This is a genomic window from Cupriavidus sp. 01L43, from assembly GCF_056399925.1.
The window spans coordinates 239,977-258,883 of the sequence record NZ_JBFTSH010000004.1 but is presented as its reverse complement, the minus strand read 5'-3'; the positions used below and the strand labels follow the sequence as shown (position 1 = coordinate 258,883).

Annotated in this window: 20 protein-coding genes; 8 read left to right on the top strand and 12 right to left on the bottom strand. The window is 66.6% G+C overall.

The annotated features are described in order from the left end of the window. Positions 1-21: 21 nt before the first annotated feature. The 3 genes from AC1DP9_RS10000 to AC1DP9_RS09990 all read right to left on the bottom strand — a co-directional run bounded on the left by AC1DP9_RS10000 (position 22) and on the right by AC1DP9_RS09990 (position 3,386). Positions 22-1,341: a nitrate- and nitrite sensing domain-containing protein gene (locus AC1DP9_RS10000; protein ID WP_477107241.1), complete on the bottom strand. Its 1,320-nt coding sequence runs from the start codon at positions 1,339-1,341 to the stop codon at positions 22-24. 112 nt (positions 1,342-1,453) lie between these two features. Beyond that, positions 1,454-2,926 carry a YncE family protein gene (locus tag AC1DP9_RS09995; protein WP_477107240.1) on the bottom strand — a complete coding sequence of 491 codons (1,473 nt, stop codon included), beginning with the start codon at positions 2,924-2,926 and terminating at the stop codon, positions 1,454-1,456. A 13-nt stretch (positions 2,927-2,939) separates the two neighbouring features. After that, positions 2,940-3,386 carry a DUF305 domain-containing protein gene (locus tag AC1DP9_RS09990; RefSeq protein WP_477107239.1) on the bottom strand — a complete coding sequence of 149 codons (447 nt, stop codon included), beginning with the start codon at positions 3,384-3,386 and terminating at the stop codon, positions 2,940-2,942. Positions 3,387-3,551: 165 nt separating this feature from the next. Here AC1DP9_RS09990 and AC1DP9_RS09985 point away from each other — a divergent pair, with 165 nt between their 5' ends. The 3 genes from AC1DP9_RS09985 (at position 3,552) to AC1DP9_RS09975 (ending at position 5,127) form a co-directional block, all read left to right on the top strand. After that, positions 3,552-4,175 carry a DUF2239 family protein gene (locus AC1DP9_RS09985; protein ID WP_477107238.1) on the top strand — a complete coding sequence of 208 codons (624 nt, stop codon included), beginning with the start codon at positions 3,552-3,554 and terminating at the stop codon, positions 4,173-4,175. Next, complete coding sequence (locus tag AC1DP9_RS09980; RefSeq protein WP_092294646.1) at positions 4,172-4,573, top strand: GFA family protein; 402 nt, start codon at positions 4,172-4,174, stop codon at positions 4,571-4,573. The genes AC1DP9_RS09985 and AC1DP9_RS09980 overlap by 4 nt, the downstream gene beginning before the upstream one ends. 77 nt (positions 4,574-4,650) lie before the next feature. Then, a complete protein-coding gene (locus tag AC1DP9_RS09975) occupies positions 4,651-5,127 on the top strand; it encodes a RidA family protein (protein WP_441592806.1) in 477 nt (158 codons plus the stop codon). Between the two features lie 7 nt (positions 5,128-5,134). Here the strand turns inward: AC1DP9_RS09975 and AC1DP9_RS09970 are convergent, their stop codons facing one another. The 3 genes from AC1DP9_RS09970 to AC1DP9_RS09960 all read right to left on the bottom strand — a co-directional run bounded on the left by AC1DP9_RS09970 (position 5,135) and on the right by AC1DP9_RS09960 (position 8,144). Next, positions 5,135-5,833, bottom strand: coding sequence for an RraA family protein (locus AC1DP9_RS09970; protein WP_092294648.1), 699 nt, complete (start codon positions 5,831-5,833; stop codon positions 5,135-5,137). Positions 5,834-5,841: 8 nt separating this feature from the next. Beyond that, on the bottom strand, positions 5,842-6,837 hold the full coding sequence (locus AC1DP9_RS09965) for a Bug family tripartite tricarboxylate transporter substrate binding protein (protein ID WP_092294650.1): 996 nt from the start codon (positions 6,835-6,837) through the stop codon (positions 5,842-5,844). Between the two features lie 101 nt (positions 6,838-6,938). After that, positions 6,939-8,144, bottom strand: coding sequence for a pyridoxal phosphate-dependent aminotransferase (locus AC1DP9_RS09960; protein WP_477107237.1), 1,206 nt, complete (start codon positions 8,142-8,144; stop codon positions 6,939-6,941). A gap of 132 nt (positions 8,145-8,276) precedes the next feature. On the opposite strand from AC1DP9_RS09960, the gene AC1DP9_RS09955 reads away from it, so the two are divergent. Both AC1DP9_RS09955 and AC1DP9_RS09950 read left to right on the top strand, forming a co-directional pair. Next, a complete protein-coding gene (locus tag AC1DP9_RS09955; RefSeq protein ID WP_255370812.1) occupies positions 8,277-9,224 on the top strand; it encodes a LysR family transcriptional regulator in 948 nt (315 codons plus the stop codon). Positions 9,225-9,350: 126 nt separating this feature from the next. Further along, a complete protein-coding gene (locus AC1DP9_RS09950; RefSeq protein WP_477107236.1) occupies positions 9,351-9,812 on the top strand; it encodes a GNAT family N-acetyltransferase in 462 nt (153 codons plus the stop codon). A gap of 138 nt (positions 9,813-9,950) precedes the next feature. Here the strand turns inward: AC1DP9_RS09950 and AC1DP9_RS09945 are convergent, their stop codons facing one another. Beyond that, positions 9,951-10,892 carry a LysR family transcriptional regulator gene (locus AC1DP9_RS09945; protein WP_092294656.1) on the bottom strand — a complete coding sequence of 314 codons (942 nt, stop codon included), beginning with the start codon at positions 10,890-10,892 and terminating at the stop codon, positions 9,951-9,953. A 110-nt stretch (positions 10,893-11,002) separates the two neighbouring features. Between AC1DP9_RS09945 and AC1DP9_RS09940 the strand changes: the two genes are divergently transcribed. From AC1DP9_RS09940 to AC1DP9_RS09930, 3 genes are all read left to right on the top strand, one after another. Further along, positions 11,003-12,832, top strand: a complete 1,830-nt coding sequence (locus AC1DP9_RS09940; RefSeq protein WP_092294658.1) for a gamma-glutamyltransferase family protein — start codon at positions 11,003-11,005, stop codon at positions 12,830-12,832. Between the two features lie 96 nt (positions 12,833-12,928). Continuing rightward, on the top strand, positions 12,929-13,912 hold the full coding sequence (locus tag AC1DP9_RS09935; protein WP_092294660.1) for a Bug family tripartite tricarboxylate transporter substrate binding protein: 984 nt from the start codon (positions 12,929-12,931) through the stop codon (positions 13,910-13,912). Between the two features lie 6 nt (positions 13,913-13,918). Next, complete coding sequence (locus AC1DP9_RS09930; RefSeq protein ID WP_477107235.1) at positions 13,919-14,437, top strand: GAF domain-containing protein; 519 nt, start codon at positions 13,919-13,921, stop codon at positions 14,435-14,437. A 36-nt stretch (positions 14,438-14,473) separates the two neighbouring features. Here the strand turns inward: AC1DP9_RS09930 and AC1DP9_RS09925 are convergent, their stop codons facing one another. The 5 genes from AC1DP9_RS09925 to AC1DP9_RS09905 all read right to left on the bottom strand — a co-directional run bounded on the left by AC1DP9_RS09925 (position 14,474) and on the right by AC1DP9_RS09905 (position 18,897). Continuing rightward, positions 14,474-15,196, bottom strand: coding sequence for an MgtC/SapB family protein (locus AC1DP9_RS09925; RefSeq protein WP_092294664.1), 723 nt, complete (start codon positions 15,194-15,196; stop codon positions 14,474-14,476). A gap of 45 nt (positions 15,197-15,241) precedes the next feature. Next, positions 15,242-16,183, bottom strand: coding sequence for a pyridoxamine 5'-phosphate oxidase family protein (locus AC1DP9_RS09920; RefSeq protein ID WP_477107234.1), 942 nt, complete (start codon positions 16,181-16,183; stop codon positions 15,242-15,244). A 36-nt stretch (positions 16,184-16,219) separates the two neighbouring features. Beyond that, positions 16,220-16,831, bottom strand: coding sequence for a glutathione S-transferase family protein (locus AC1DP9_RS09915; protein WP_477107233.1), 612 nt, complete (start codon positions 16,829-16,831; stop codon positions 16,220-16,222). Positions 16,832-16,952: 121 nt separating this feature from the next. Continuing rightward, entirely contained in the window at positions 16,953-17,852 is a 900-nt protein-coding gene (locus AC1DP9_RS09910) for a LysR family transcriptional regulator (protein WP_477107232.1), read from the bottom strand. 61 nt (positions 17,853-17,913) lie between these two features. Further along, positions 17,914-18,897 (bottom strand): Bug family tripartite tricarboxylate transporter substrate binding protein, encoded by a 984-nt coding sequence (locus AC1DP9_RS09905; protein ID WP_477107231.1) that lies wholly within the window; start codon positions 18,895-18,897, stop codon positions 17,914-17,916. Between the last annotated feature and the right edge of the window lie 10 nt (positions 18,898-18,907).

Genomic DNA, 18,907 nt, shown 5'->3' with positions numbered 1-18,907 from the left:
GGTGCGCGCGGCCGGGCGGGTTCAATCCTGGTGCTCATCGTCGTCCTGTGGGGGCAGGGCGAGGCCGGTGAGCGAGAGGGTCGCTTCGGCAATGTCCGCCAGCCGGCGGTTGTTGTCCATCGACGCCTTCTGCAAGGCCCGGAACGCGGCGTCCTCGCTGAGCCCCATGCGGGTCATCAGCGCGTTCTTGGCGCGCTCGATCACCTTGCGCTCCTTGAGCGCGCGCCGGGCGGCATCGAGTTCCACTTCGGTCTGGGCCAGCCGCGCCGACTGCTGGCGCAGCAGGCGCTCCAGCGACGTGACGGTGGTGGCGTGCACCTCGGCGGGTCCGTTTCCGGCATCGGGCATGCCCGGCAGCACAGGGGCGGCGGCGGGTTGCTCGGCCACATCGAAAAAGCGCTCGACGGCATGGGTATGGGGCGGTGGGTTGTCCAGTAGCTGGCGCAGCAGCCCGGCCGAATCCTGGAGATCGGCCTGGGAACGCTTGATTTGCGCCTCGCAGGCCTTGCGCAGGTCCTGCACCACCTGCATCTCCAGCGTCCACATGCCCGTGATGACCTCGCTGCAGACTTCGAACCACTTCTCGCTGTCGTCGTGCACCAGCGCCGTGCCCGGCGGCGTGGTCAGCAGCGTGCGGCGCATGCCGTCCTGCGCGGCGACCGCGGCGCTGGCCTGCCGTTGCCGCCATGCGGCGAGCAGCGACGGGTCGGCGAAGCGCTCGAACATCTGGAAGCTGCGCTGCTGGGCTTCCACCAACTGCTGCACGCGCTGCGGCGCAGTGCCCGCACAGGTGCCGGAGGCGAACATCTGCGCCCCGACGGCCCGCTCCTGCCCGGCGGCTTCCTTGCCCTGCACGAGGTAGACGAAGGCCACCAGCGGCCGGGCGATGCCCGGATACATGGCCACATCGGCCAGATGGAAGATCAGCTCCAGCAGCGCGGCAATCAGGCGGCTGAACGCCGCCACGGCGTCGTGCGCGGTGGTCTGGCATTGATCGATGGACTGGCGCAGCGCCGGCAGCGTGGCCAGATCGAGCTGGACCCAGGCCATCAACGACACCATCGACGCCGTGCCCGTATGGCCCGCTTCCAGCTGGCTGGCGAAGCGCTCGCCCAGCCGGGAGGCGATGTGGACCGCCTCGCCCATCGCCGTCTGGCGCTCCTGCGCCAGCCGTTGCCCACCGGAGGCCAGGAAGATGCTGCTGGCCCCCCGTTCACGCTGCAAGGCGTGGATCAGCTGGCCGATCAGGTCGGCCAACTCCACGCGGCTTGCCATCAGGCGGACGGCCTCGATTTCGAGCTGCTTGGCCCGAAGGACGAGGGTTGAGGCGGAAAGGGGCATTGTGCTGGGAATGTGGGGCGCGGCCGGGATGGGTACTACGCATTTGCCAGGTACTACGCAAATGTCGTGCCATTTGTATCATCCGCCGTACCTTCCCGGCCCCCCGGACCGGCTACAGCGCCTGCACCTGCACAGGCGCGCCGGGTTTGCCGTTCTCGGACGGGGCGATCACGAGATAGCGGCGCGCGCCGGCCCCCGCATCGTCCCGCACCACCTGCCGGATCGGACCAATCGCATTGACGATGGCCGAGCCCGCCGGATTCGCCATGAAGGCGGCGAGCGGCTCCAGCGGGCCGCTGCCATCCGCGCGGGTGGCGAGCGCCAGCACATAGGGGCGCTTGGGCTGCAACCCGGTGGCCGATGCCTGCAGGACCTGGAGCAGCCCCTGATCGAACAGCGTGACGCTGGTCGGCGCATGGTCGGTGGCCACAGGCTTGCCGTTCGCGACGCCATGCAGCTTCAGCTGCGTGGTCTGCCCGGCCACCCCCAGCGGCTGGAGCCCCTGCGTGCCGTCGCCCTCAGGCACGGCGTTCGGCACATAGGCGATGGCCTGCGGCGCCTGTCCGACGGGCACGTTGGCGACTACCTGATTGGTGGCGGTGTCGATGGCGGCCAGCTGGTCGGCGTTCTCCAGCCCCACGTAGATGCGCGTGCCATCGCCCGAGGGCCAGATGCCGTGCGGCAGGCTGCCCACCGGAATCGTGGCGACCTGGGAGAAGTCATCGGTCCGGAACACCTTGACCTGATTCAGCCCGCCCACCGTGATGTAGGCGAAGTCGCCCGCCGCCGTGTGGGCGAAGTTCACGTGGTTGGTGATCGGGCCAGTCTCCAGCGTCTTGATCAGACGGAAGGGCGGGCGGGCCTCGAACACCTGGGCCTTGCCGACGTCCTTGAGCGTGAACCAGACCTGCTTGCCGTCAGGCGTGGCGGCGATGTTCGGGCAGAACGGGCTCTCCTGCTTCACGCGCCCCACGATCTGATGGTCGGCCACGCTGACCACGGCCGTTTCCGGATTGAACGACGAGCAGATGTAGCCGTACTTGCCATCGGGCGAGAAGATCTGCATGCCCGGGCCGTCGGCCACGGTGATGCGGGTCTTTTCCTGGAACGTGGCGGCGTCGATCACCGAGATGTAGTTCTCCCCGCGCACGGTGACCCAGACCTCCTTGCCGTCCGGCGTGTAGAACGCCTCGTGCGGCGACCGTCCCACGTAGGTGACGTGCTTGACGGCGTTGGTAGCCGTGTCGATGAACGACACCGAGTTTGACCCAATCGACACGATGGCAAGCGTGCGGTGATCCGGCGAGAAGCCCATCCCGTGGACCAGCACCTGACCGCGATACAGCGGGCTGAAGTTGCCCGGCGCAGGGTCGCCCAGGCGGATGACGCCCAGCAGCCGGTTGTCCGCCGGGTCCGTCACGGAAACCGTGTTGGAGAACTGCTCGGCGGCATAGAGGCGGTCGCGGTGGCTGATGGGGACGTCCGGGGCCGTCGACGGTCCCGGCGCCTGCCCGGCCAGAACCGCGCTGGCCGCGCCGAGCAGCAGCATGAGGGAGAGGGTGTTCCTGAGGGAATGTCTTGTCATGGTCGTGGGCGCATCAGTGCGCGTGAGCGGAATGGCTGGGGGTGGTGGGTTGGCTGGCCGATTGGGCCGGATCCGGGCGGGTGGGCGCCGGCGCGGATGGGGGCAGGGGCTGTCCGAGCGCGAGCCGCATCGCGGCAATCTCCTGCAACTGGTCGACGATGATTTCCTGCGCGATGCGTCGGAGCTGCTCGTTCTTGCCGTGGCGCAGCTCGGCCATGGCCATGTCGATGGCGCCCTGATGGTGGGGAATCATCATCGCGACGAAGTCCTCGTCGACGTTGCCGCCGGGCTTGACCGCCATGTCGTCCATCATTTTTGTCATGGCGGCATCGCTTTCCCACAGGAACGCGGCGCTGTCAGGGCCGGCGAGCGGGGCGGCGACGGCGGGCAGCGCAAGGGCGGCCAATAACGGCAGGAGGAACTTTAGCGGTGGTGATGGGGATCGGTGATGACTGGGCACGGGGCTCCTCGCGAAGGGTGGCGGCCTGGTTGCGGCCGCATGCCCCGTAAACGCAGGACACCCTGCTGTTATTCCCTCGCCACCTCAGGGTAAATTTATACCCGGGTAATATTGACTTTAATTTTATCCGGGTATAAATTGTGGACGTCATCACGGGGAGCCACCATGAGCCCAATCGATCATCTTCCGTCCCATACCGCCTTCGAAGGCCATCGCCGCCTCGCCTCCGGCCCGTTCGGCGTGGTTGCGCTCGCGGTCAGGCGGGCGATGGACGGGCAACCCAGCGGCCCGGTGCTGGTGTTCGACAACGCCACCGGGCGCACCATCGACATCGACACACGCGGCAGCGATGCGGACATCGTCGCCCGTTTTAGCCCGGAAGGTGGGCGTGCCGATGCCGCCGATCAGGAAGACACCCCGGACGCGCCGCGCGGCAGGGGCCGCCCCAAACTAGGCGTCGTGGCGCGCGAGGTCACGCTATTGCCGCGCCACTGGGACTGGCTCGCCCAGCAGCCGGGCGGCGCCTCCGTGGCGCTGCGCAAGCTCGTGGAAGAGGCACGCCGCGCCAATGCCCATGGCGATAACCGCCGCGTAGCGCGGGAGCGCGCGTATCACTTCATGTCCGCCATCGCCGGGGATCTTCCGGGCTTCGAGGAAGCGTCCCGCGCGCTGTTCGCGGATGACCGGCAACGCATGGACGAACTGATCGCCGGCTGGCCGGAGGACGTGCGCGGGCATGTGGTGTGGCTGGGGTTTGGGGGTGGTGCGGAAGCCAGGAGGCAGCCATGAAACCATTGCTCGCTGGCGGATGCTTGTGCGGTGCGGTCCGTTACTCGGTAAATGACGAATTCGCCTACGCGTTGAACTGCCACTGTTCAAATTGTCGGCGCTCGACAGGCTCCGCGTTCAAGCCCTTCGCAGGGATCGAGCGCGAAAAATTGCAGATCACGCAAGGCGAGGACGAGGTATTGATTTTCGGTGACGCAAAGGCGTCTCACGATGTCCGTTGCAAGCGATGCGGAAGCCTGATGTTCTCGGTGGTTCGTGATGGCGCCTTCGTCCACGTCACCTTGGGCACGCTCGCCGACACGCCCAGCATTCGTCCCAGTGCGCATATCTTCGTGGGCTCCAAGGCGCCGTGGTATTCGATTACTGACCAACTGCCACAGTACGATGAATTCGATTAGACGGCCGGCGTCATCTCAGACAAACGCAGCGCAATCGATTACGCTTTACCCTTTCGACAGCGTTGGTGAAGGTGCTCATGACAAGAGACGACAAGCTGCGGCAGATCGCGGCGGAATTCGGATTTGATCCGGACGAGGAAATCAAGATCGGTGGAAAGTACACGCCTGTTTTGGTGGATGGGAACGTAGCCTACGTTGCTGGCCAAATCCCGCGAGTTGGGGAAACGGTGCGCTTCGTTGGCGTAGTGGGCGACTCCATTTCGCTCGACGAAGCGCGTCGTGCAGCAGGGACTTCGACGCTGCGTGCCCTGTCTCTAATCAAGAAAAGCTGCGGAACGCTCGACGCCATACAGGCGGTGCCGCGCATCACCGTATTTGTGCGAAGCGCGCCAGACTTCACGATGCAAAGCGAAGTCGCCGACGGCGCCTCTGACGTCTTGTATGCGGTGCTTGGCGACGTCGGCATACACACTCGCTCGTCTGTTGGTGTATTGCAATTGCCAAAAGGCGCGTCGATAGAAGTGGATTTTATTTTTACGGTGCGGCCTGTGTAGTGGGGCTCTATAGCACCTGCCCCGGCGCAAGCACCCCCGAGGCCGATAGCGCAGAGGCAAGCCAGGCGGGGCTTGTCTCCGCGCCGGATTGGATATTGGCAATCCGTTTGCGTTCTGCTTCCAGCTTATCCGCCGCAAGTTCAAGTATGGTGGCGACTTTCTCGCGTTCGATCACGACCACGCCGTCGGCATCTCCGACAATCAGATCGCCCGGGCGTACGGTCACGCCGCCGCATTGGACCGGGTGATTGATCAGGCCGGGGACAAGCTTGGTCGGGCCATTGGCATTCGTCCCGACGGCGTACATCGGGAAACCCAGTTCGCCAATCTCGTCGCGATCACGCGCGGCCGCGTCCAGAACGACCCCTGCCACGCCCTTGGCCCGGCACTGGTTCGCCATGATCGCGCCCATCAGGGCGCACGTCTGATCCGCCTTGCCATCGACAACGATGACATCGCCGGGCCTTGCCATCGCAATTGCGGCATGAATCATGAGGTTGTCTCCGGGGCGAACCTCGACAGTCAGCGCCGTCCCGCACAAGCGGGATCGAGGATCCAGCGGCGCCACGCGGCCGTGCATGCCGCCGCGGCGGCCATTGACATCCGCCAGCAGCGAGGAGGCGAATTGCGAAGCACGTGCTACGAGGTCCGGTGATACACGCGCGATATCGGTCACGATGGCGCGGAAGTCCTGGCTGTCTTTCATCGGGATTCTCAGTTTGCGGTAACGTTGGCGGCCTTGATCACGCCCGCCCACTTCTGTCTGTCGGCCTTCAGGAATTCTCGGAACTTCTCCGACGAGTTACCCACGACCTCCATGCCATCCTGTTGCAGTCGCTGCGCGATATCGGGCTGCCGCAGTACCTGCTGCACCTCTTTTTGCAGCCGTGCGACCACCGGAGCCGGCGTCCCCTTCGGCGCACACAGGCCGGTCCAGGCCACGGGCTCGAAGTCCTTCACGCCCGCTTCGGCAAACGTCGGCACATCGGGCAACCCGTCCAGCCGATGGGAGGCGGCGACGCCGAGTACCCGCAACTTGCCCGACTTCGCGTACTGCAAGGAGCTGATCGGCTGGTCAAATATGAGGGATACCTGGCCACCGAGCAGGTCGGCCATGGCCTGGCCGGTGCCCTTGTAAGGCACATGCACGATATCAATCCCGGTACGCAGCTTGAGCATCTCGCCCGCGAGGTGGCCCGCCGTGCCATTGCCAGAAGAGGCGTAGTTGAGCTTGCCGGGGTTCGCCTTGGCATAGGCGATCAGCTCCTTGACGTTGTGGATATTCAGCGACGCGTTGACCAGGGCCACGTATGGCGTGTTGGCAATCAGCGACACCGGCACGATGTCCGTCTGGGCGTCATAGCTCATCTTTTGCAGGCTTGGCTGGATCGACAACATGCCTGTGGTGCAGATCATGAGCGTATGGCCATCGGCGGGGGCCTTGAGCATGGTGTCGGCGGCGATGTTGCCACCCGCTCCCGGCCGGTTGTCGATCAGCACTTGCTTCCCCAACGCATCGGCAAGTTTCGGCGCGATCAAGCGGGCGACGATATCGTTCGAGCCCCCCGGCGAGAAGCCGATAAGAATGCGGATCGGCCGGGTTGGCCAGGCTTCCTCCGCCGTCGCAACGCTTGTGGCGGCAAGCGAGACACAGACGGCAAGGAGCTTCAGAAAAGCTGGGCGAATCAGGGGGCTGGGCAGGCTGCGCATGATGTTTCGTTTCGTCGTTGTAGAGGAAGTGTTGCGCTGGCGGAACTGTCGGCGGATCTCTGCGGATCTCTGCATGTTTGTAAGGTGTCTTCGTGGCGGCGCTACGCAAGCAGGGTTTCGGCCGCGTGCGCAATGCGCCGGGTGCCTTCTGCCAGCACTTCCATGCTGGTGGCGAACGAGAGCCGGAAATGGGTATCGACCCCATAGGCAGAGCCAGGCAGGAAGGCGATGTTGGCCGCGTCAAGCGACCAGGCTGCCCATTGGTCACTGTTCCGGATGGCGAGGCCTTCGCTGGTCCGGCGTCCGAAAAGGCCGGCACATGACGCGAAGAGATAGAAGGCACCGGCTGGCGGTTTGCACGCGATGCCCTCGATACGGTTCAGCGCTTCCACCACGAAGTCGCGGCGTTGCCGATAGACGTCGCGGTTCGCCGCGATAAAGGCTTGCGGCCCTTCCAGCGCGGCGAGCGCAGCGGCCTGCGCCACGGCATTGGCGCACGAAGTGCTTTGCGATTGCAGCTTGGTCATGGCCTTGATCAACGCTGCCGGCCCGCCGGCATAGCCAATTCGCCAGCCGGTCATGGCATAGGCTTTCGATACGCCATTGATCGTCAGCGTCCGGTCGGCCAGTTGCGGGCACACCTGCGCGATGGTGAAAAACCCCGTGCCGTCGTACATCAGGTGCTCGTAGATGTCGTCGGTCATGATCCACACATGGGGGTGGCGGCTCAGGACTTCGCCGAGCGCGACCAGTTCGTCACGGCTATAGGCGGCGCCGCTCGGATTGTTCGGCGCGTTCAGCATGAGCCAGCGGGTACGCGGCGTGATGGCGCCCTCCAGCGACTGTGGCGTTAGCTTGAAGCCCATTTCCGGCGTGCCGGGAACGAATACGGGCGTACCGCCCGCGAACAGCGTGATGTCAGGATAGGACACCCAGTACGGCGCGGGAATGATGATTTCATCGCCGGCCTGCACCGTGCATAGCATCGCGTTGAAAATCACTTGCTTTGCGCCAGTGCTGACGATGATCTCGCTGGGCCTGTAGCTCAGCGCGTTTTCGCGTGAGAACTTGCGCGCAACCGCCTCTCGCAGTTCGGACGTTCCGCCCACATCGGTGTAACCGGTTTTGCCCGACTGCATCGCCGCCAGGGCGGCCTCGCAGATGTGCGCGGGCGTGGCAAAGTCCGGCTCTCCGGCCGTCAGGCCGATGACATCACGGCCGGCGGCCCGCAGCTCGCGGACGCGCTGCCCTGCCATGGAACTGGGGGATGGTTTGATGCGGTTGAGTCTGTCGGCAAGCTTCAGCATGGGCGGTTCACTGGTGGATCGATGGACACCAGTATGTGAGCCCTCTCCGCATGCCACAAACGAGTAATAAGATTGCTTTGCTATTCTTTAAATTCCTGGATTGCTTCATAGTGGTGCCTAATCCGTCATTCAATGGGTGAGAAAACCGTGAATGTGACATTAAAGCAACTTGAAGCCTTCTATTTCAGCGTCACGAGCGCGTCATTCACCGTCGCGGCCGCCAAGCTGTTTACGACGCAATCAGCCGTCTCGAAGCGCGTGATCGAACTCGAACAGGCACTGGGCGTGCAACTGGTGCACCGCATGCCCAAGGGTCTCGTCCCTACGCAGGCTGGCGCGCGGCTCATGCCGATTGCCGAAGAGTCGATGGTGCTCAAGGACCGAATTGCGCGAGAGGTCGGGCTGGACAACGAAGTGCGCGGCACGTTCCGCATCGGCGTGACCGAACTCGTGGCGCTGACATGGCTGACACGCCTGTTGCGCGAATTGAAGTTGACGCACCCCGCACTCGAGATCGAGCCCGTGGTCGATGCTGGCCTAAGCCTGTTCGCCGCGCTGGAAGCCAATACGATTGATCTGACCATTTTGCCCGGGACGTACTGGGGCGATGCCTACCGGTGTGTCGAAGTTGGCCGGGTGGAGGATCTCTGGATGGCCAGCCCAAAGCTGGACATCCCCGATCGCCCACTCAAGCCCAATGAGCTTGCCGAATATCCGGTGTTGCAACAGGCGGCCGGCTCTGCAAAGAATGCGTTCTATGGTTCCTGGAACCGTGAACACGGATTCCAGTTCAAGAAGGTCTTTTCCACCAACAGCCTCACGGTGTTGCGGGAGTTAACGATCGAGGGACTGGGCGTCAGTCAATTAGCGGTCGACTACTTCGCCTCGGATATCAATGACGGCCTGCTGCGCGTAGTCCGGACCGATCCAATGCCTCCTCCCCTCATCTACTCGGCCGTATATCGGCAATCCGGTTTCTCGCGGGCCCTGGATGTCATCTCAGAAACGGCTGGCAATGTATGCAATTTCAAGCGGGGACCCTATGACCTTGCGGAAAGGCGGGTACGCATGATGCGGTAAGACAGCGCACGCGAATCGCTCTTAGCGGAGCGCGATCCACACCCCGTACGCCACAGCAATCCACGCCGCCTCGCGGCTCACGTGTGACAGACTCGTGCTTTCCAACGTCGCCTTGCGAAGACCCCCGTGAACCTCCGAAGATTCCAACCAGGCGATGAACCAGCGTTGTTCCGCGTGTTCTTCACCGCCATCCACGAAATCGCCGCCAGGGACTATTCCCCCGAGCAAATCGCAGCCTGGGCGCCAGCCGACTTTGACATGGCCCTATGGGCACCGCGGGTCCAAAAGCTCCGGCCCTTCGTCGTCGAACTCGAAAATGAGATCGTCGGTTATGCCGACGTTCAGCCCAACGGCTACATCGATCACTTCTATGTGTCGGGTTTCCATCCCCGGCAGGGAATCGGGACCCTGCTGATGACGCGTATTCACGAGGAGGCCGTGAATCTGGGGATAACGGCACTCACCTCAAACGTGAGCAAGACGGCCGAGCCCTTTTTCGCGCGCCACGGTTTTCACGTGGTCGAACGGAATTTCCCAGTCTGTCGAGGCGTGACGCTGGAAAACGCCCTGATGCGGAAGATGCTTTGACCAAAAAAAAGCCCGCGACGAAGCCGTCGCGGGTGCGGGTACAAATGTCGAGGGGTCAATCACGACAAGCACATTGTCCATGAATGTATGAGACATGGCGTCCCCTCGCACGGAGGGCACGCACTCTGAGTGAAGTGACTATTGAGCCGCTTCTCGCAGCGCCTCCACCAGCGACGTCATCAATTCGTTGTCTTCCAGCCCCCGTCGCCACATGAGGCCGACGGGCGGCAAGTCCCAGCTCAGCGCAAAGGGCAGGGTGGCGGCACCGCCCAGTTCCACCAGTTCGGCGGCCACCGAGCGCGGCACGATGGTGATGGCGTCCGGCTGGCGGCGCAGCAGCGTGGCCATCGGCTTGATCGAGTAGGTTTCGACCGTGGGCAGCGGCGGCGCCACGCCGGCCACCGCGAACATCGTATTGATGGTGCGGCGCACCGGCGTGTGCGGGGGCGGCAGGATCCAGTCCCGCTCCGACAGCCGTTTCCAGTCCAGCCCCGCCCGGGAGAGCCGCGCGGCGGCGTCCGCCGGCACCACCAGCACCGGTTCCTCCCGATACAGCGGCTGCTGGACGATATCCTCGCCCGCCAGGTAGAACGAGCGCGCGATCACGCAATCGAGTTCGTGCTGGCGCAGCGCGTTGACCAGTTCGTCGGTGGTCCCCTCCCGTACCAGCATCGAGATGCGCGGCGTGTGGCGCAGGCCGAAGTCCAGCGCGGCATCGAGCACGCCGCGCGCCACGTAGGGAATCACGCCAATCCGCAGCCGCCCGCGCAGGCCGGCCTCGATCACCGTCAGCTCGCGCCCCAGCGCCTCGGCATCGGCCAGCGCCGTGCGCGCGTGGGCCAGCACGGCCACGCCGGTCGGTGTCGGCTCCAGGCCCTGCCGGGTGCGGGTGAACAGCGGCGTCAGGAAAATGTCCTCGATCTCGCGCAGCGCCTTGGTCACGGCCGGCTGGGAGAGATTGAGTTCGGCGGCCACGCGCGAGACAGAGCGCTGGCGCTCGAGCGCCAGCAGCAGCGGCAGATGGCGCAGGCGCAGGCGCGAGACCACGTTGTGGAGCAGCTTGTCGGACGAAATGGGCATGATGGCGAAGGAGCGATATAACCAAATGGTAATGCAACAATAATTTTTTCGCCGTTTGCAGTTATTTCGGGCTCCTATACTCAAATGCATTCGATACCAGTCATTAGGCCATGTTCACCACCCGTCCGGAAATCGTTGGCACCTTCGGCGTTGCCGCCTCCACCCACTGGCTTGCCACGCAGACCGCGATGGGCGTGCTCGAGCGGGGCGGCAATGCCTACGATGCGGCCGTCGCCGGGGGCTTTGTGCTCCAGGTCGTGGAACCGCACCTGAACGGCCCGGGCGGCGAAGTGCCGATCCTGTATTGGGATGAAAAGACGCGCGCGATGCGCTCGGTCTGCGGCCAGGGCCCCGCGCCCGCGCTGGCGGACCCCGAGGCGCTGCGCGCCCAGGGCATGGAGCTGATGCCCGGCATCGGCCTGATGCCCGCCACCGTGCCCGGCGCGTTCGGCGCGTGGCTGACCATGTTGCGCGACCACGGCACGTGGTCGCTGGCGGACGTGCTCGCGCCCGCCATCGGCTATGCGCGCGATGGCTTCCCGCTGGTGCCGCGTATCTCGCAGGCCATCCTGGCCGTGCAGTCGCTGTTCCGCGACGAATGGCACAGCTCGGCTGATACGTGGCTGCCGGACGGCAAGGTGCCGCGCCCCGGCGCGCTCCACCGGCTGCCGGTGCTGGCCGACACCTATACCCGCATTATCGAGACGGCCCAGTCCGCGAGCGACTCCCGCACGGGCCAGATCGATGCCGCCATGGACTGCTGGTACCGCGGCTTCGTGGCCAAGGCCATCGACGCCTACTGCCGCGACACCCCGGTGCGCGACACCACCGGCGAGAAGCACACCGGCCTGCTGCGCTACGACGACCTCGCCCAGTGGGCGCCCACGGTAGAAGCCCCGGTGACGCTGGACTTCGGCCGCTATACCGTGGCCAAGTGCGATATCTGGAGCCAGGGTCCGATGTTCCTGCAGCAGCTCGGCATGCTGCGCCACGCCGGGCTGGAAGCCCACGCGCCCACGTCCCCCGAATTCGTCCACAAGATTGCCGAGGCCGCCAAGCTGGCGATGGCCGACCGTACCGCCTGGTACGGCGACCCCCGCTTCACCGAAAGCAAGCTCTGCGCGCTGCTCAATCCGCACTACCTGGCCGCGCGCGCGGCGGGCATCGGCGAGCAGGCCGCGCTGACCATGACGGCGGGCACGCTGAAGGGCGAGGCGCCGCGCATGCCGGACCTCGACGTCGCCACGCGCACGCTGGCCACCGCCGACGTGCGCTTCGGCGTGGGCGAGCCCACCTTTGCCGCGCTGCCGCCCGTGACCGAATGGGCCGAGCGCGAGCTGTTCGTGGGCGATACCTGCCACATCGACGTGATCGACCGCCACGGCAACATGGTGGCGGCCACGCCGTCCGGCGGCTGGCTGTCGTCGAGCCCGACGATTCCGTCGCTCGGCTTCGCGCTGAACACGCGCCTGCAGATGACCTGGCTCGAGCCGGGCCTGCCGAACACACTGGCACCGGGCAAGCGCCCGTGCACCACGCTGTCGCCGTCGATGGCGCTGCGCGACGGCGAGCCGTACATGGTCTTCGGCACGCCTGGTGGCGACCAGCAGGACCAGTGGTCCCTGGCATTCTTCCTGCGTCATGCCGTGCATGGCATGAACCTCCAGGAGGCCATCGACGCGCCGGCCTGGCATATCGATCATTTCCCGGGTTCGTTCTGGCCGCGCCAGACCGTGCTCAACCGCATCAGCATCGAGTCGCGCTTTCCGGCGGCCACGCTGGAGGCGCTGCGCGCGCGCGGGCACGAGGTGCGCGTGGGCGACGACTGGTCCGAGGGCCGCATGTCGGCCTGCTCGCGCGAGCGCGATGCCCAGGGCCGGCTGGTGCTGCGCGCGGGCGCCAATGCGCGTGGGATGCAAGGCTATGCCGTGGGCCGCTGACGGGGCGGCAGGCATGGAAGGTATCGCGATAGCGGTATCGCACAAACAGTCGGCCCGCACGGGGCGGTCCGCACGAAGACAGAGGGAGTTGCAGTCATGAGGTCCGTAGTCAAGAGCCTGCTGTGCGGCGCCGCCGCGCTGGCAATGTCGTTCGCCGCCATTTCGGGGGCTGGTGCCGCCGATGCCTATCCGACAAAACCGATCACGCTGATCGTGCCCTGGGCCGCCGGCGGCTCCACGGACATCCTGGCGCGCGTGCTGTCCGAACACCTGACCAAGTCGCTCGGCCAGCCGGTCATCGTCGACAACCGCCCCGGCGCCTCGGGCAATATCGGCTCGGCCACGGTCGCCCGGGCCCAGCCGGACGGCTACACGCTGCTGATCGGCTCGATGAGCACCCACGCGATGAACCCCTCGCTGATGCCCAACATGCCGTTCAAGGGCGTGGAGGACTTCACCCCGCTGGGGCTGCTGGCCTACGTGACGAACACCATGGTGGTGCATCCGTCGGTGCCGGCGAAGAACGTCAAGGAACTGATTGCCTACGCCAAGGCCAATCCGGGCAAGCTGGCCTACGCCAGCGCCGGCTCCGGCTCCACCAACCACCTGAGCGCGGTGCTGTTCGCCAAGATGGCTGGCGTGGACATGCTCCACGTGCCGTACAAGGGCGGTGCCCCGGCCGTGGTGGACCTCGTGGCGGGCCAGACGCAACTGCTGTTCTCCGCCGGCACCCAGACGCTGCCGCACGTGAAGGCCGGCAAGCTGCGCCTGCTGGCGGTGACCGAAGCCAAGCGCTCGCCGCTGCTGCCGGACGTACCCACGGTGGGCGAGACGCTGCCCGGCTATGAGCTGTCCGTGTGGTACGGCGCCTTCGGCCCGAAGAACATGCCGGCCGAGCTGGTGACGCGCCTGAACAGCGAGATCAACCGGATCATGACGCTGCCGGAAGTGAAGGCCAAGATGGACAGCATCGGCGTGGAGACCACCACGTCCACGCCGCAGGCGTTCGGCAAGATCCTGCGCCGCGACGCGGACCGCTACGGCAAGCTGATCCGCGAACTCGGCATCAAGGCGGAGTAAGGGTCGATGGTTGCGAATGTCGCGATGGTCAATCTAGCCAATCTGGCGCGGCTTAACACGCTGTGCGACCAGTTGCGCCACGCGGCGACGCCGGTGGCCGTGATGGATGCGGTGGGGCAGGCCACGCTGGACCTGCTCGGCCCCGGCCTGCTGACGATCAACACGTGGCAGGCCGAGACCGGCGAGATCGGGCGGCTGTGGTCGTCCGATCCGGCCGCCTACCCGGTGGGTGGGAAGAAGGTCAAGGGCGACACGTCCTGGACGCGCCAGTTGCTGGTGCGCGGCGAGGTGTTCGTCGGCGAGGGCGACGCGGCGCTGGCCGCCGTCTTCGACGACATCGCCGTGATCCGTGGCCTGGGCCTGAATGGCGTGGTCAACGTGCCGCTCTGCGAGGGCGGCCGGGTGATCGGCACCTTCAACTACCTGACCGCCGTGGAAAGCTGGACCGGTGACCAGATCACCGTGCTGCGCGTGCTTGGCCAGATGGCCCTGCCCGCCGTGGCGGCGCTCGCCGCCAACCGCTAAAGCCGCATAAGCCGCTGAACCCCGGCGCCGGCGCTGCTACTCGGTGGTGCTGGCGCTCCAGAAGGCCTGGCTGACCACGCTCGTGGCGCCCAGCCTGGCCACCATCGCGTCGAGCGCGTCGCCCTCCACCGAGGCGGCTGCCAGCACGGCTTCAATCTCCACATCCTGTTCACCGAACGCCCGCACCTCCAGGTCACGGGTGGGGAAGTCGGCCGCATCCAGCGCTTCCTCCAGCAGCCGCATGGCGAGCTTCTGGTGCTCGCGCGCAGTAATCACGTGCACGGTATGGGTGACTTCCACGGCGGGCGTGTCGATGGGCTGGCGGTTGATGCGGTCCACCACGGGCCGCAGCAGCGTGTTGGCGGCCAGCACGAACAGCGCGCCGATGGCCGCCTCCATGATCAGGTCCGCCCCGGCGCACGCGCCGACCGCCGCCGAGCCCCACAGCGTGGCCGCCGTGTTGAGGCCGCGCACATTGCCTTCCTCGCGCATGATCACGCCGGCGCCCAGGAAACCGATGCCGGACACCACGTAGGCCACCACGCGCACCGCGCCATCGTGGCCGGCGAGATGGTTGGCCATATCGACGAAGATCGCCGCGCCCACGGCCACCAGCACATTGGTGCGCAGCCCGGCCGTGCGCTGGCGGTACTGGCGCTCGTAGCCGATCATGCCGCCGAGCACGAACGCGGCGGCGAGGCTGATCGCCGTATCGAGCAGCGATTGCGGATTGATGTTTTGCAGCGCTTCCAGGGACATGATCGCGGACTCCGGGGCCAGGCGTCGCGCGATTGTGTCACAGGGCTATGGCCGGGGCAAAGCGTCCGGGGCGTGCCAGACCAGCGGCAGCGCCGCCTCGCGCCAGACTACGCGGTCCGGTATCACGCGCCAGAGGCGCTCGGCGCCTTCCCAGTTGGCGATCTCCGGGGAGTCGGTCAGCACCTCGGCCCGGCCCGAAAGCTGGAGCAGGTTGCCGGTGGTGTAGTCCACGAAGGCCAGTCCGGCAATCGGGTTGGCGGCCAGATTTCCCAGCGTATTGAAGAAGCGGTTGCCCGAGTAGTCGGGAATCGTCAGCCCGCCGTCCGCATCGAGCCGGACGAAGCCGCGCGGCCCGCCCCGGTGCGACACATCCACCTGCCGGCTGCCATCGGCCAGATCCACGTAGGACGCCACGAAGAAGGTATCCGCGCCGGCGATCAGCGCGCGCGCCCGCTCGTCCAGGGCCGGCAGGACCTGCGGCGGCTGGTCGGACGCCACGTCAGGGTCGCGCGTGAAATCGAACGCGCGCTGCTGGATGTACTGCGGGCAGTTGCCGAAGCTCTGGCCCACGGCCAGCTGGAAGCCGTCCGGGCCGGTGCGCTGCACGTGGCCGTTCATGCGATTGCGGCGCCGCGTCATGGGATCGATGCCGAGCAGGCCGAGGGCGTTGCCGTCGTCCATGCCGGCGTCGGCCGGGTCGGCGGGCTCTCGCGCCGCCGACACGTCCAGCACGCGCGGGTCCGGGGAGTGGAGGAAGCCGGGCGCCCCGGCGCGCAACGTCGCCCAGACGCGCCCATCCGGCGCCACCGTGCCGAGCACGACCAGCGGAAGCTGTTGGAAGAAGTCGCGATGCTGGTCGGGCATGTAGTCCCGCACCACGCGCGGGCCGACCTCTGCCATGCGCGCCTGCACGCCGGCGCGCTCCTGCAGCAGGCGTTCGCCGGTATGCCAGGGCAGATCCGGGAGGAGGGCGGCGTGGGAGGACATGTTGGGCTCCGGTAGGGTGGATGGCGGGGGCAGCAATCAGGCGGCGAGCCCGACGGCGGTCTTCTGGAACGGCACGAAGCCGGGCAGCGCTTCCACGCGCGCCAGCCATTGCCGCACGTGGGTGTAGTCGCTCAGGTCGACAAAGCCTTCCGGCGCGCTGGCGGTATAGCTGTACAGCGCCACATCGGCAATCGTCGGCTGATCGGCGGCAATCCACTGGCGGCCCGCCAGCGCGCGGTTCATGCGGCCCAGCACCAGATGCGCCCGGGCAATGACCTGCTCGCTGTTCAGCGGCGCGCCGAACACCGTAATCAGGCGTGCCGAGGCCGGCCCGGCGGCGAGGTCACCGGCCGCCACGGACAGCCAGCGCTGCACGGCGGCGGCGCCGGCGGGGGTCTCGGGCAGCCAGTCGGTCCGGCCCAGCGTTTTGGCCAGATAGACCATGATCGCGTTGGAGTCCGGCAGCACCGTGTCCCCATCCACCAGCACGGGCACCTGGCCGAACGGGTTCAGGGCGAGGAATTCCGGGGCCTTCTGGGCGCCGGCGCGCAGGTCCACGTCGATGAGTTCGACTGGCTGGCCGATCAGGGCGAGGAACAGCCGCACGCGGTGGGAGTGGCCGGAGAGGGGGTAGGCATACAGTTTCATGTCGGATCCTGGTTGGGATGGTCCGACTATAGGTGCCTTTCGGCGCACGAAAAACCGCCGCCGGCAGAAGGCACTCTTGCGCCAACGCGAAGAATGCCCAGTTGCCGCCTGCCGAGCCGCTCTAGCGCAGGGACGGCGCGGCGCGCAACGTCTCGATGGCGAGGTCCAGGAAGGCGCGCACCTTGTGCATCGCGTGGCGGCCCTCGCGATGGATCACGTTGATCGGCAGCGGCGCCGGCTCGAAGTCGGCCAGCACGACCTGCAGGCGGCCGTCGCGCAATTCATCGGCAATCTGGTACGACAGCACGCGCGCCAGCCCGAAGCCGTCCACGGCCGCCGCGATGGCCGAATCGTTGGTGGTGGTGGCCATGCGCGGGGCGAGGCGCGTGGGCGTCATCTCGCCGCCGGCGAGGAAGCGCCATTCCGGCAAGGTGGAGATGCCGGTGGTCTGGATCACGGTGTGCGCCGGCAGGTCCGCCGGGGAGGCCGGCACCCCCTGCCGCGCCAGGTAGGCGGGCGACGCGCAGACCACGCGCCGCACATGGCCGACCGGCACCGCCTGGAGCGAGGAGGCGGGCAGCTCGCCAATGCGGATGCCGACGTCGATCCCCTCGTCGACGAAATTGACGATGCGGTCGATAAACAGGCAGTGGACGTCCACCTCCGGGTAGCGCCGCAGGTACTCGACCACGATCGGCGTGACGAAGCGGCGGCCGAACAGCACCGAGGCCGTGATCGACAGCTGCCCGCGCGGCGCCGCGTGGGCGCCCGTGGTGGCGAGTTCGGCCTCGTCGATCTCGTCCAGGATGCGCCGGCAGTTCTCGTAGTAGGTGGCGCCGGTGTCCGTCGGGCGCACCAGCCGCGTGGTCCGCGTGAGCAGCCGCACGCCAAGGTGGGCTTCGAGGTCGGTGACGATGCGGCTGACCACCGACAGCGAAATATCGAGCTTGCGCGCGGCCGCGGTGAAGCCACCGCTTTCCACCACGGTGACAAAGGTCTTCATGGCCTGCAATCGATCCACGCGCGCTCTCCCCGAAACGATGCGGGGAGTATATCGGGAGACGCCGGCCTATAGCATCGCCTTACGACGCCACCTTGATCCCCGACTGGCTGACCAGCGCCTGCCACACCTGCTGGTCGCGCTTGAGCAGGGCGCCGAACTCCGGCGCCGTGGTGCCGCGCGGCAGCATGCCGCTATCGGCCAGCATCCTGGCGCCGGCCGGGGATTTGACGATGGTCGCGATCTCGGCGGACAGCCGCTGCACCAGCGGGGCGGGCGTCTTGGCGGGGGCGAGCATGCCGATCCAGCCGATCGACTCGAAGCCCGTGAAGCCGGCTTCGGCGAAGGTCGGCACGTTCGGCATGGACGGCACCCGCGCCGGCCCCAGCGTGGCGAGCACCTTGATGCGTCCGGCGTCGCCATAGGTCTTGGCCATCACCGTGGAGACGAAGCCGGCGGGCAACTGCTTGGCGAGCAGGTCCGCGATGGCGGCGGTGTCGCCCTTGTACGCCGCGTGCACGATGTTGAGGTTGGCGCGGCGCTTGAGCAGCTCGCCGTACAGATGGCCGGTGGAGCCCACGCCCAGGCTGCCGTAGGCCGAACCGGGGTTCTGGCGCGCGTACTCGACGTATTCCGCCAGCGTCTTGGCGGGGATGGCATCGCTGGCGACGAAGACCTGCGCGGCGTCGGCCACCAGCGTCAGCGGCTCGAAGTCGGTCATCGGGTTGTAGAGCGGCTGCGGCTGGATCAGCGGACTCTGGATCAGCGCGGTGTTGGTGAACAGCAGCGTGCGGCCGTCCGGCGCCGCCGAGGCCACAGCCGCCGCGCCGATCATGCCGGCGGCGCCGGGGCGGTTGTCCACGATCACGCTGGTCTTCAGCGAGGCACCGAGTTTGTCCGCGATAAAGCGCGTGATGGCGTCCGTGGAGCCGCCGGGCGGGTAGGGCAGCACGATCCGGATCGGACCGGCGGGGGTGGGCTGCTGCGCCCAGGCGGGGCGGCCGAGGGCCAGGCCGCCGAGCGTGGCGGCGGACAGTTTGAGCAGGGTGCGTCGCGGCGTGTTCATCGGGTGTCTC